The organism is Mesorhizobium sp. M0140, assembly GCF_040322475.1.
In the GTDB taxonomy this organism is placed as follows: Bacteria; Pseudomonadota; Alphaproteobacteria; order Rhizobiales; family Rhizobiaceae; genus Mesorhizobium.
In genome coordinates, this window is the sequence record NZ_JAMYTM010000021.1 from 1 (window position 1) to 13,410 (window position 13,410).

9 protein-coding genes are annotated in these 13,410 nt (G+C 59.9%); 7 read left to right on the forward strand and 2 right to left on the reverse strand.

What is annotated here, in order from left to right; genetic code table 11:
* Positions 1-580: 580 nt before the first annotated feature.
* The 6 genes from NKJ37_RS20605 to NKJ37_RS20630 all read left to right on the forward strand — a co-directional run bounded on the left by NKJ37_RS20605 (position 581) and on the right by NKJ37_RS20630 (position 9,863).
* The gene (locus NKJ37_RS20605; protein ID WP_128302536.1) at positions 581-1,789 is read left to right on the forward strand and encodes a glycosyltransferase family 4 protein; all 1,209 of its coding nucleotides are present in this window, start codon (positions 581-583) and stop codon (positions 1,787-1,789) included.
* Positions 1,786-3,045, forward strand: coding sequence for an O-antigen ligase family protein (locus tag NKJ37_RS20610; protein ID WP_352440666.1), 1,260 nt, complete (start codon positions 1,786-1,788; stop codon positions 3,043-3,045). Before NKJ37_RS20605 ends, NKJ37_RS20610 begins: the two co-directional genes overlap by 4 nt.
* On the forward strand, positions 3,045-5,042 hold the full coding sequence (asnB, locus tag NKJ37_RS20615; RefSeq protein ID WP_352774865.1) for an asparagine synthase (glutamine-hydrolyzing): 1,998 nt from the start codon (positions 3,045-3,047) through the stop codon (positions 5,040-5,042). The genes NKJ37_RS20610 and asnB overlap by 1 nt, the downstream gene beginning before the upstream one ends.
* A gap of 1 nt (position 5,043) precedes the next feature.
* Entirely contained in the window at positions 5,044-7,275 is a 2,232-nt protein-coding gene (locus NKJ37_RS20620) for a GumC family protein (RefSeq protein ID WP_352676100.1), read from the forward strand.
* A 183-nt stretch (positions 7,276-7,458) separates the two neighbouring features.
* On the forward strand, positions 7,459-8,826 hold the full coding sequence (locus tag NKJ37_RS20625; RefSeq protein ID WP_023808945.1) for an oligosaccharide flippase family protein: 1,368 nt from the start codon (positions 7,459-7,461) through the stop codon (positions 8,824-8,826).
* A complete protein-coding gene (locus NKJ37_RS20630) occupies positions 8,823-9,863 on the forward strand; it encodes a glycosyltransferase family 2 protein (RefSeq protein WP_023808946.1) in 1,041 nt (346 codons plus the stop codon). Before NKJ37_RS20625 ends, NKJ37_RS20630 begins: the two co-directional genes overlap by 4 nt.
* Before the next feature lie 82 nt (positions 9,864-9,945).
* On the opposite strand, the gene NKJ37_RS20635 is transcribed toward NKJ37_RS20630, so the two are convergent.
* Positions 9,946-10,653, reverse strand: a complete 708-nt coding sequence (locus NKJ37_RS20635; protein WP_031212340.1) for a helix-turn-helix transcriptional regulator — start codon at positions 10,651-10,653, stop codon at positions 9,946-9,948.
* 210 nt (positions 10,654-10,863) lie between these two features.
* Here NKJ37_RS20635 and NKJ37_RS20640 point away from each other — a divergent pair, with 210 nt between their 5' ends.
* Positions 10,864-12,606, forward strand: coding sequence for a PAS domain-containing protein (locus NKJ37_RS20640; RefSeq protein WP_023808948.1), 1,743 nt, complete (start codon positions 10,864-10,866; stop codon positions 12,604-12,606).
* On the opposite strand, the gene NKJ37_RS20645 is transcribed toward NKJ37_RS20640, so the two are convergent.
* The gene (locus tag NKJ37_RS20645) at positions 12,599-13,273 is read right to left on the reverse strand and encodes a LuxR C-terminal-related transcriptional regulator (RefSeq protein ID WP_023808949.1); all 675 of its coding nucleotides are present in this window, start codon (positions 13,271-13,273) and stop codon (positions 12,599-12,601) included. The genes NKJ37_RS20640 and NKJ37_RS20645 overlap by 8 nt on opposite strands.
* Positions 13,274-13,410 lie beyond the last annotated feature (137 nt).

Here is a 13,410-nt window from a genome sequence, read left to right on the forward strand (position 1 = left end):
ACCAACTCAGAACATGCCCGGCCCTCACGCTTTTAGTTCCCTTCGCTTCTTCTTTTTTTTCTCCCCACGCCCCCCCCCCCACCAATCATTGTATTTCCCGCGGGGCCGCCGCGCGGGCCCCCCCCCGACAGATGTTCCGGATGTGTGGACCAACAGCTGACGTGCGGGTTCCGTCCTGAAGACCGGGCGACGCAGGCCGAGGGCCGGCTTGACGGCCCAGCGCAACCACAAAGATTTTTTGCCATCAGCGAACCGCGGAGCTCAGGCACCGCGCCGCCGCAATTGGACACTCGAAAACCTTGGACAACCAAGGTGATGCAGACCGGCCACCCGTACCGGCTCAGGCAAGCACCGCGCTCATCCCGCAAGACACGAGTCACATGAACGCTCCGGCAATCGCGAGGGAATCTCGCCTCGCTGGTCGCCACCCTTCCAAACATCACTGGTGTCATTCAAACGGACGAGGACAGGCACCTGGTGTCCCCCTAGCGTGCACTCGGGCGGCATGCGCTCAGAGGTGATTAAACCGGGCCATGGCAGCATCGAGAGCCAATCGGCCATGTGCGCTTGGGAGAGGCAGATGAACCCGCACCTGGTCTGCGTGGGAGGCGAGGATCACGCCTTGAGAGTTCCCTTCCTCATCGCGCTGCGAGAGAAAGGCTTTCGCGTTACGGCGGTCTCGAGCGGTTCTCCCGTACCGTTTTTACGGCATGACATTTCGCATCACAGGTTCTCCTTCGACCGCTTTGCAAGCGGAGGCGGGGAATGGCGCACTCTCGGAACGATGCGCCGCTTGATGCAGGAGCTTCAGCCTGACATCATCCAGAGCTTCGACACCAAGCCAAATCTGTTAACGCCCCTTTCGGTACGGGGAACTGTTCCGGTCATTCGCACCATCAACGGACTGGGATGGACGTTCTCATCGCTGGAGCCTCGAGCCCTGGCCTTGCGTCCGGTCTATTGCGCACTGCAATGGCTTGCGTCTTCCTGGACGGCAGCGACCGTATTCCAAAATAGCGACGACCAACTGTTCTTCGAGCGCTTTCGGCTGATCGGTCGCGGAAGTTCGCGACTGATACGCAGTTCCGGAATCGATGTCGGCGCGTTCGCAACGGTGCGCCATCTCGGGTCCTCAGCAACGAAGATGCGAAAGGACCTCGGCCTTCAGTCCGCCGAAGTGGTGATCTTCGTCGGCCGTTTGACGCGCCAGAAAGGCGTGGCGACCCTTCTCAAGGCGGTCCCTCGCATTCTGTCCGCAAGGCCCTCGGCACGGTTTGTGCTCGTCGGCCCACGAGAATCCGAAGGCTCATTCGCAATCGACAAGTCGGAACTCGATCGGCATGCACCTCATGTGCTGGCCTTGGGTCCACGACGCGATGTCGCCGACCTCCTTGGCATGGCCGATGTATTCGCCTTTCCCACTCAGTATCGCGAAGGGGTTCCGCGTGTATTGCTGGAGGCGGGGCTGGCGGGACTGCCCATCGTGGCCTCAAGGATGCCAGGCTGCAGCGACGTCGTCGAAGACGGATGGAACGGCTACCTGGTTGCGCCGCATGATGCCGATGCCCTCGCCTCGCGAACAATAGACTTGCTGTCCGACCGCGCGGCGGCCAAGGCGATGGGCGCCCGTTCTGTTGAACTTGTCCGGAAGCGATTTGCCCTGCCGCTGGTGGTCGACCAGTACTGCGACCTTTACGACAACACACTCCGCGCGGGGCACATGCGACCGCTCCCTGCCGTTGGGCTTGGAGGCGGCCTCGCAAATCACCGAGGCGGGGCACATCAATGATCCGGGACGCCTTGCTCGCCCTGGGGGTTGCTATGTCCTATGCGACGCAACTAGGCGTTCCGGGATTGCCGCTCGGCTATGGCGAATTGTTCATCGCGATCTGGATCGTGCTGGCGATTGGACGAATACTCGCTGGCGGTCGTCTCCAGCTCACACCCGCTTTTGTCCAACTGGCGAGCTTCTGGCTGCTCCTGTCGCTCGCTTTGGGGATCGGCACGATCGTCGGTTACCTGACCACCGTTCTTTATCTGACCGGGTTTGTACATGACATTATGGCATATGTGTTGCTGGCAAGCTTTACGTGCCTGGCCGCGGCGGAGCCGGACGCCGATCGGCATCTGCGCCGCAGCGCATGGTACGTGGTCGCGTTTGCCAATGGAGCCTTTGTGATACAGCTTGGCTTGGCTTATGGTGCGATCCACCAATCCGGCGTCGATCCCTGGTATTGGGACCGGTTCCGCGGCTGGTCAGAGAACCCGAACCAACTCGCGCTCTATTGCGCGCTCTTTGGCCCGCTGGCTTTGCATCTTGCCACGACCACGCGCAACCCATGGGCTCGTTTGCTAGCATTCTCATGCCTGCTCCTGACGTTCTATGTCGGCCGACTGACGAAGAGCGACACCTATCTCTATACCAGCATCCTGAGCTGCCTCATCTTCATCGGATTGCGGCTTCGTGCATGGATAGCAACGAGCGGCCGCGCCAGCATGCCCCGCCTGGCGGCAATTATGCTGTTGGCAGGCTCCTTCCCTCTAGCGCTTGCAATGACGCCGTACGCGCTCACCGAAGAGACCAGCGTCGCCAATTTTGCGAAGAGCCTTACCAAAGACGAAGGCGGGGAAGCGACCGTCGAAACGTTCGAACTCCGGCTTTATCTGTGGCAGGAGGCTGTGGAAAAAGGATTGAAATCCGGGTCCCTGGGACTGGGCCCTGGCCCCCACCTCGAGCGGCCTCCCGTGGCCGACCGTCAATTTCTACAGCGACCTTTCGAGGCGCATAACACCGTTCTCGACCTTTACCTGCAGGGCGGATTGCTTGCCGTGATGGCGTTGGTCTGGATCGTGGGCGCCGCCATGTCCTCCGCCTGGCGAGCGGGATTCGACGCCCTGCTGGTGCTCGGGGGATCGACGATAATCTTCAGCATGCCTCACCTGATCATCCGCCACCCGATCGTGTGGTTTTCGCTGGCTTTCTGCCTCGTTGCCGGAAATCCGACCGCACTTCGGCGGCAGCTTGCTGAACCGAGGGTGGCCTAATGTGTGGGATCGCGGGAATTCTATTGGCTTCGGACGCTCTGGACATAAAGCCGCTTGGAGCGATCGGGCGGATGACTGCATCGCTGCGTCACCGGGGGCCGGATGGCGAGGGGCTCTGGATCGACCGCGAAGCTGGAATCGCACTGGGCCACAGGCGGTTGGCAATTGTCGACCTGTCAGCCGCCGGGCACCAGCCGATGCATTCCGCGAGCGGTCGGTACGTGATCACCTTCAACGGTGAGATATACAATTTTCGCGATTTGCGTAGCGAACTCGAGTGTGCGGGCCAAACCTTTCAAGGTGCTAGCGACACCGAAGTGATGCTCTGCGCAATCGAGCATTGGGGGCTTGAGGCCGCCCTCAATCGCTTTGCCGGTATGTTCGTCTTCGCATTGTGGGATCTCAAGACAAGAACCCTGCATCTGGCCCGCGACAGAATGGGCAAAAAGCCCCTCTATGTCGCATCGACCCGAGATGCGCTGGTTTTCGCGTCTGAGCTGAAGGCGATCAATTGCTTTCCGGGCTTTTCTCCCGACCTTGATCTTAATGCCGCCGCGGCAATGCTTTCGACGGGATGGGTGCCGGACCATCGCTGTATCTGGCGAAGCGTGTTCAAACTGCCGCCTGGTTCTGTCCTTTCCGTCACGGCGGCGAATTTTGCCGAAGACCGCAGCGCGGACCGTCTTTCCCGATGCGTTCACCGCTGGTGGTCGCTGGCTGCCGTCGCTGCCGATGGGCGACGGAATCCCGCCATCGGCACCGACGAAGATCTGGTTGACGAACTGGACAACCGGCTTCGGCTGGCTGTGCGGGAACGTATGATCGCCGACGTGCCTCTGGGCGGCTTCCTGTCGGGCGGGATCGACAGCTCAGCCGTGATCGCCTTGATGCAGGCCCAATCCTGCAAGCCGGTTCGCAGCTTCACGATCTCGTTCGGAGAGGGCGGCTTTGATGAAGCTCCATACGCAGCGGCCGTTGCCCGTCATCTGGGTACCGACCACTCCGAACTTCACCTCTCGCCAAGCGCCGCACGTGACGTCATTCCCGAGTTGCCCCAGGTCTGGGATGAACCCTTCGCCGATGAATCACAAATACCGACCTTGCTCGTTGCCAGGCTCGCTCGTCAGCACGTCACCGTAGCGCTGTCGGGCGACGGTGGTGACGAATGCTTCGCAGGATACGGCCGCCACTTTATGGCGGAGCGGCTGAAACGGCACCTGCGCCTGCCCCGACAACTGCGCCGAACCTTGGCGGCAGGGGCAGGGTTTTTCGCACGCGCCGGACGTGACGATGCCGTTGGCAAACTGCCGCTCTCTGCGAGCGCGAGGCATTTTATCCGGAGCGACCGAATGGAACGCCTCGCCCGGCTGCTCACGGCATCGAACGAAGACGAATTGTTTCAGCGGCTGGCGCGGCCACAAGCTGAAAACCTTGGATATCAGCGGCCGACCGAACCAACCCACGGCTACGGCGGTCCGCCGCTTGACGACCTGCTCTCCCGTCTTCTGTACGATGACATGGCGGGCTACTTGCCTGGCGATATCTTGGTGAAGCTGGACCGTGCCACCATGGCCAACAGCCTTGAGGGTCGGTGTCCTCTGCTTGACCACCGCGTTGTCGAATTCTCCTGGCGGCTGCCATCCAACATGAAAGTTCGTGATGGCGCCGGCAAATGGATCCTTCGCCAATTGCTACGCCGCTATCTCCCGCAGCACCTGATCGAGCGTCCGAAACAAGGCTTCGATGTCCCTATCGCTGCATGGCTGCGGGGTCCGCTGCGCAACTGGGCCACCGATCTTCTCGCCGACATGCGAACCGAAAGCAGTGACGTATTGGACACCGCGAAGATCGACGCCTGCTGGCGCGATCACATTGATGGCCATAACCGCTCGCGCGAATTGTGGTCCGCGTTGATGTTCCAGGCCTGGCGGAGCAAGGCCAATCGGCAAGCACAGCAAACCGGCCCAACTCATGAACGCGACCTGGCAGGAGTGTAAGATGGTAGGTTCCGCAATCAGCCCGATCCAGCTGCCACGGGTCAATCAACTACCAGCACCGGTTCTCGAAGGCAGAGTGCCCGTGCGGTCATTGCGTGAGTATGTCGAGCCGCCCACCGCGTCGCGCCAACTCTTCGTGATTCTGGCAAGGAGAAAATGGTCTATTGTTGCCTTCGCTGTGTTGGGCGGCTTGTTGGCGGGGTTGCTGGGAAGCCTTCGACCAGTTCTCTACGAGTCAACAACCCAGCTTATCGTCGACGCCCCCTCGCGCGGTTCACTGCCCGTCGGCGCCCCGTCTTCGCAGGACCTCGTTGATTCAAGCATAGATGACCACATCACGATGTTATCGTCGCAAGATCACCTGCGCCGCGTCATGGCGGCACTGCGCAAGACAGGTGCGGCGGAAACCGGACAGGACAATTCCGCGAGCAGGAATTCCCGGCTTGAACCGTCTGCCACCCCTCCCCCAAGGACACGCTCACTTGCCGGCGGTCTACTGGACTGGCTGTGGCCAGGGGCGGACCAGGCAGCCAACGGTCCACAAGCCGAGGATGCCTCCGAGTTGAGAGATTTGCGGCGAGGCATGCGGGTCGGGCAGGAGCTGCGATCGAGAGTAATCTCCGTCGCTTTTGCCGATGACAGCCCCGCGCGGGCGGCGCTCGTGGCCAACACATTCGCTCAGGTTTATGTCGACTCCCTAGCGAAAAAAAGGCAGGCATCCGACCAGCAAGAGCTCGATGCGATCACCGCCAGTTTGCCCGGGCTGCAAAATGATCTGCAGGCAGCGGCAGACCGCCTTGAGAAATATCGGCTGAGCCACGGAGCCATCGACCAAGGCTCGGCTGACAATGCAGCCAGGGAACGGGCCGACCTCAGCCAGCAATTGTCGATGTCAAAGGCGGACCTCGCCGCTGTGGAATCTCGGCTTCGATACGTCCAGGGGCTTCGAGAGCATGGGGCCTCTCTCACCGCCTTGGCCGAAGCTATTGGCGCGCCTGAACTTGCCGACCTTGCGGCTCGACAGGCTCTCGCGCCGGCAGACCAGGAACTCAGAGCCACGATGCAAAGCAAGATCGAACAAGGCGTCGACAAGATTGCTGCCGATGCAAACATTTTCCGTGCACAGATCGCCGCTCTTGAAAGCCGAAAGAACATCCTGGATGCGGTCATGGCCGACACCGCCAGCCGGCTTTCCGGTTTGCGGGCTCTCGAGCCGCAGGTCAGCCTGCTGACCCAGCGATATAACGAACTCCTTGGTCGACAACAGGATTTGACGCGGCGTATCGGAGTTCCCTCAGCTGGAATTTCCATCCTGTCCGCTGCTTGGCCGTCGACTATCCCGCAGACCTTGCCAGCCATCTTCCTTGTTCCCCCTGGGATGATCTTATTCGCCATTCTGGGGGCGATGTACGTCACGATGCGCAATCATTTTGACCGGACTTTCCGTGGCGAGGCCGAGGCAGAAGCGGTGCTCAAGGTTCCATGTGTGGGGCAGATTCCCGAAGCAGGCGGAATGCATGCCAAACAACTGCGAAACCTCGTGCTGGGGGAGCGCAGGTCCGCATATAGCCGCGCCGTGACGTCGTTGCTGATTGCGGCGGCACCAAATGCGCTAAGGGCTCGTTCGTCGTACACGGCGCTTGTCACCTCCAGCGTGCCGCAGGATGGCGGGACCGAGCTCGCGTGGAGCCTGGCGCTCGCCGGCACGCGACTGGGCGGTCGAGTTCTGTTGGTCGATCTTGAACGCAAGGGCGTTCAGCTCACGCTCGAGTTCCTGCACCAGTTCAGCGAACGCAAGAACCGCCATTCCTTCGCTGACTATGTTTGCAATCGCTGCGACCTGGAAGGTGCCGTTGCCAGGCTGCATGAAATCGGGATCGACGTAATGACCGCCGCTCCGTCGGACGACCTGCTGGCGCTGCTATCATGCGAGGACGGAGGCAAAGTGATGGCGGATCTGCACGCGACCTATCGCATCGTGATCATAAACCTGCCGTCGGCGCTGGGGCAGCCGGAAGCCAAATTTCTGCCAGGATGGGCGGACGTGGTTCTTTTCGCCATCCGGTGGAGGAAAACGCCACGCACCCTCGCTCGCGGGGTGCTGGAACTCCTTCAGGGCAACGGTTCTCTTGCGATACCTGTTGGCAGTGTCCTCACGCGAGTGAATCTGAAAAAACATGCCGGATATCGGCTCGAGGACAGCGCTGACCTCTTGCGCGAGCAAATAGCATGACGGCCACAGGCTCGTCCTTGGGCTACGGACGATCCTGGGGCGGTTCATCCAGGGAGCGGCCAGGACGATTCACGGTGCAGCCTGTCAGCAGAGCGCGTCATTCAGGTGAATGATGGCAAGGTCCGGTGTGCATCGTAGGCTGCGGCAATCCCCGATATTTGCCTCCCTCGGAAGCGCGAACCGATGGCACCAAGCGACCTTCTGAGACCCAAGACGGTTCCTGCGGCAGGCACAGCCATCATCGTTGTTCGGCCGAGCCCGATCGGCTCGATCATTCGTGCAGCAAGCGGAGTGTCGGCAATGGCGATTGTCGGCCAGCTCACCCTTCTTGCCGCAATCCCGGTTTTGGCGCGGCTCTATTCGCCGGCCGATTTCGGCATCTTTACGATTTATCTGTCGATCGTGAACATACTCGCCGGGGTCGCGGCATTGCGCTTCGAGGCTTCGCTCTATGGGGTCAAGGGGAACGCGCAGGCCTATGTGACGGTCAAGCTTATTCTCTTGGCTGTGTTCGTGACGACCGTCCTGGCCTTTTCGGCCGGACAGATGCTGTCGAACCTTGCTCCCAATCGCCTCGGCTCGCTCGCCTGGCTCATTCCGATTGGAATGGGAGGCGCAGGTCTGGTCGAAGCCATGAACTGCTGGAGTCTGCGTGCCGGGCTTTTGCGCGATTTTGCTCTCGGGCGCCTGATCCTGCCGGCGAGCATGGCTGCACTGCAATTGGCTTTCGGCATCGCCGAACTCGGCGGTGAAGCGATGATCCATGCCCATATTTTAAGCCAGTTCGTCTTCATCGGGGTGATCGGCTATCGGGTGATGAGTTGGGAGGATTTGCGTGGCATCGCCTGGGCACCTTGGCGTGCGGTATTGGAAAAGGCTCGGCGGGAATACAAATTTCCTCTGTTCGATATTCCCGCAACGCTCGCGAGCATAGCAATCAACAATCTTCCAGCAGTCCTTGTCGGCGGGCTGTTCGGCACCGCATTTGCCGGATATTTGGGCGTGGCCGCGCGGCTGGTCACCGGTCCGGTGACGCTGATCGCCACACCGCTCAGCAATGTTTTTGTCGCCGAAGCAAACCGGAACAGCAATCGTGGACACCTGCTTGGTGTGGCGCGCGGGCTTCTCCTGCTGGCCGCCGCCTTTACCGCGGTGCCGATCTTGCTGCTCGGCCTCGCCGCGCCCTATGTGGTCGTTCCGCTTCTGGGCGAGCCTTGGATGCCCACTGCGGAAATCATGACCGCACTGGCGCTGATGGGCGCGGCACAGGCGTTGTCGACTCCGCTCAGCGACGTTCCCGCTCTGTTACGGCGGCAAGGAACAAGACTGGTCATCGACCTCGCACGGGCGGTTCTCGTGTTTGGCCCGCTGCTCGCCGGCGCCCAGGCGGGCTGGCAGCCAGTCACCGTCATCTATTTCATGGCCGCCGGCGGCGCGTCGGGTTTCGCTCTGAAAATGGCAGCATCACTGTATCTGTTGACCCACGACCCTCAACCAGCAGGCGCTGCAACGTGCATCCAACATGAATGTCTCGAGGAAAAAACACCATGAATTCGTCGTCGGTTGACAACCTTCAAGCGGCAGTTGCGGTCACCCAGCATGACCGGGCCGATCTCTCGTGGTCACGCCCTTTTATCTCGGTCGGGATACCAACCTTTCGTCGACCGGATACGATCCGCAGGGCGATCGACAGCGTCTTGGGCCAGGATTACTCCGATTGGGAGTTGGTCGTGAGCGACGACGAGGGGCCGGAGGGCGAGACCTGGGCTATCGTGACCGACTACGCACGGAGCGAACCTCGCATCCGCATCATCGAAAACAGTCGAGGTCGCGGTCAGGTGGAGAACACCAACAACGCTATGCTGGCTTGCTCCGGACGATGGATCAAGTTGCTACATGACGATGACTGGCTTGCGCCAGGTGCACTCAGGACATTCGCCGAAATTGCCAAACAGTACCCCTCAGTCGCCTTCATGACGTCAGCCGCAAACATAATCGAGGACAAGCGAGTGCGATTTCGCCAAGTCCCCAAGCAGCAGGAACCGATCTCGCTTTATTCCAGCCAGCAGTGCCTGATGGACCTCTATCTGGTGCGCGCGACACGCTGCCTGGGGATTATTCCATCCACATTGTTGATCAACAGCGACGTCATTCGTGCCGGCTGCTTGATGCGCACGCACAAAGAGATTCCGGCCGGAGTGGATCAACTGTTCTTCGTGGATCTAGCCAGCCATGGGGACATGGTGGCGATAAGCGATCCGCTTACCTTTTACGATGCAACGAACCATCCAAGCATTACAACGTCAAAGAGTTTCCGCGAGGTCGACGAAGTGACCCTCGCCGTCAAACAGCTTAACTGGAATCTCATCAAGGACCGCAACCATCTCCCGCCTCCCGAGACATTGCTGCGGGCATTGCGGGTTGCTCGTATTCCCATGAGGTTCCACCAGCAGTCCTGGTTGACCACGTTCCTGGACGGGATTCAGATCTTCCGGCCTTCCGTCATGAAGGTGGCGGGCTGGCACGTGCTTAACCACGTGTTTGCAATCCGCCCAAGATTGGGCCGGGTGCGCACACGACGGCGGTAGGGTGAGGCTGGCGGACAAGCACGCCGGCAACAGATTGCGCGCGCACAAGCCTGTTGCGCGCGCGCATGGTACGGCCGTTACCTCACGGCAAGACGCATATGCGCCCAAGAAGAGCTACCAGTTCCGCCTGGCGCCGTGTTTCGGTCTTGGCGAAGAGCGACGCCAGCTGTGACCTTATCGTGGTCCGGCTCAAGCGCCGCTTGCGGGCTATCTCCAAAGGGGCATCGCCCTGCGCCAAGCGCAGCGCGAGTTGCGTTTCGGCACTCGTCAGACCAAACATTCTTTGCAGCGTCTGGGGATTTGGCCCGGACCTGTTTTCACGATCCAGCAGCGCCACGATACTCGTCGCGTCAGGCGTTGCTATGCCCTTCTCGTTCAAAATCAAGGGCCTGTCGCCCATACCGCGGATCACCACCCATGAAAGCGTGCCAGGAAGAAAATTCCCCGGCACGTTTGCGATCAGCCGCCTCAGAGCAACCGACACCTTGCCGGCCGTATCAGCTGCCTCGCCCTCGCGCTCCAAGGTGTTTTGAGCGGCTGAATTCCACTCCATGACCTTCCTGTCGCTGTTCAGGATCAGATAGCCACACCCGATGCGATCAAGCATTCTCACAACAGATGCAAGGCTGCTCTGCTTTGGCTCGACAGCCACGCCGTCGAACCTTTGTGGTGCTTGGTGCCAGGCGGAACTATGGCCACCCTGCGTTCTCAAGGCCGAGACGGGCTTTCCCCCGAAACTTCCATATTGGCGACCAAGAATTCCATCATGCTGCCTACCAACCAGTGCCATTTTCTTACCTCCCGCAAAACGGCAACGCCTCCCTGTCAGGAGGTGCCTTAAACATGTCAGTCAGGTCGCTTGGAGAGTTGCGGTCCGATCCGCCCCCGACAACGGACAAAATGCGCGCTACAATCCCGGGGAACAATCCTGCGGTCGGACTAGTCTGTACGCTTTTCGGTCTAATCTCGACGGACTAGTCAGAAGGTTATAGTCTGGCACATGCGTTTGCATTCGCTCAGTTTGCATCCGAACAGCTCAGGCAAGTTGCTAACCCACCTTGCCTCGATGTCGCTCCTGGTCGCGACACTTGCGGTCGAGACAGCGCTGCCCGCCTCCATGGCATACGACATCGGCTTTTTTGAGTTTGTTCCCACCATTATTGCCATCTCATATCTCGAAGATCGCCTGATTGCCCTTGCGGCAACGTTTGTGATGGTGACTGTCGGCTTGTTGGCGCGGGATGTCCTTCACAATCCAACCGACGTCGACGTTTGGATTAGGGCCATCCTGCTGCTGGTTGCAGGGGGGATGATCGCCCTGACTTTCCACCGGCAGAGGCAGGACTACCGCACCCTTTTGCGGGTTGCAGAGGCTAGACTCGTGGCCTTGGAGGCGACCGAAAACAGTTATCGCTGGGCATTTGAACGTGCCGCTATCGGCTTTGCCAATATGAGCGAGAACGGAGAGTTGCAACGATCCAACAAACGTCTTTGTGAGATGACAGGGTATGCCGAGGAGGAGCTTTCTAGTTTGCCAGTCAGGGCACTCGTCCATCCTGACGACAACCACACTTTGGCGGAAGCATTGACTCGCCTCAAAGACACGACTTCGTTCGGCTCGGAGATCCGTCTCCTGAGAAAGGACGGCACGGTTTTGTGGACAAGATTGGCGCTGTCTTTGGCCGTGCCAGCTGATGCTCTCCCTCAAAGCATCTTTGTAATGGTGGACGACATATCGGGAGAGCGAACCGCCCGCGAGGCACTCCGGGCTCAGAAGGAATGGTTGGACCTGGCGCTGTCGTCCAGCCGGTTGGGAACATGGCGCATAGACTTCGAGAGCGGATCCGTGAACGGCTCGGCCGCGTTCTGGGAAATGATGGGACTGGCACCCGCGCCGAGCCGTCCGCTGCAGGAACTGGCTGCGGTCGTTCATCCAGCCGACTTGCCTAATTTGACGGCCCCGGGAGAGCTTGCATCCGGCGCCAACTATGACGCGGAGATCCGCATCAGGCGAGCTGGCGGACATATCCGCTGGATTGCTCTTCGCGGACGGGACGAATTGCGCGATGGTCGTGCACAGCGAATAGGAGTCGCCGCGGATGTCACCGATCGGCGCATAACCATTCTGCTGCGGGCTGCGGCGAAGAAGCGAGAGCGGGCCATGCTTGAACAGCGCCACAGGCTCAACAATCTGTTTCCGGTGATCACGGCGCTTGTGAATATGGTTAGTGCCCCCGACAACGATATCGCCCGCTATAAGCAGACACTGATCCAAAAAATCGGCGCACTCCAGGCGACGCATCTGCTTCTTTCACGCGATGGCAACCTGTCGGCGTCCTTGCGCGACCTCATCGTTCAGGAATTGCAGCCCTACATGGGGACGCACAACATCTCGATCAGTGGGCCCGAAGTAAAAATCGCAGAGGGTTCGGCTGAGAGCTTCGCAATGATCGTTCACGAGCTTACGACCAATTCCGTGAAGCATGGGGCTCTCGGCACTCCGGCAGGCCGGATCGAGGTCATGTGGCAATTCACAGCCCAGGAGCCCGGCGCCGACATCGTGTTTGAATGGTCGGAATCGGGAGAGCGCCGGGTCTCCACCTCGGCTCGGCGCGGTTTTGGGTCGTTGATCATTGGAGCCGACGGTGAGCCTATCGTGGGTCACTCTTCCAAGCTTGAGATGCTGGCTCACGGACTGAAATATTCGGTCCGGCTGCCGCCAAAAGCAATCGGCGCTAGTTGACGTCTCTGGCGGCCCATGTCTTCAGCAGAACCGCGGCCTCTGTCCGATTTCGTGCCCCAAGTTCGCGCAGGACGGCGGCGGCATGAATCTTCGTCGTCGCTTCTGCAATTTCAAGAGAGCGGGCAATCTCTTTGTTCGAGTAACCTTCGGCCATCAACCTGAGGACTTCCTTCTGTCTGGACGTAAGCCTGCCCAGATTGTTGACGCTGGTGGTCCTGTGGGGCATTCGCGTGGGAGCCTCGGATGGAAGGCGTACCGGCTCCTTGGACCTTTGTGAAAGAAGTGCCGGAACGTAAATACGGCCGGCCAGGATTTCCTTCACCGCCAGGACCACCTCCTCGTCCGTTTGGGACTTTACGATATAGCCATGAAGTCCAATCGAGAGGGCAGTTAGAATCTCGGCGCGTGAATCGGTCCCTGAAACAATTGCAAACCGTGTGTCGGGATGAGCCGGTAAGACGTCGCGAAGATCGTCCTGGCCGGACAGTCCTGGCATGTTCAGGTCGATGACGGCGAGATCAACGGGCGCCTGATCTTCAAGCAGGCTTATGACGGTATCAAAACACGCCGCTTCGAATATTTCCAAGTCTGGAATGCCGGCCATCAATGCCAGTCGCAGCCCACGACGATACAAGCCGTGATCATCGGCGATGATAATACGATACATGAACCACCCACCTTTTGGCAGCCCGCATGTGTCCCTAGCTGCCGAACCCTCCCTTTGGATGGACTGTACGGTGACCCAACACAGATCAGCCGCCCGCTGATCCCCCGTATGTCGACGCTCGTCGCCGCCCATCCGCA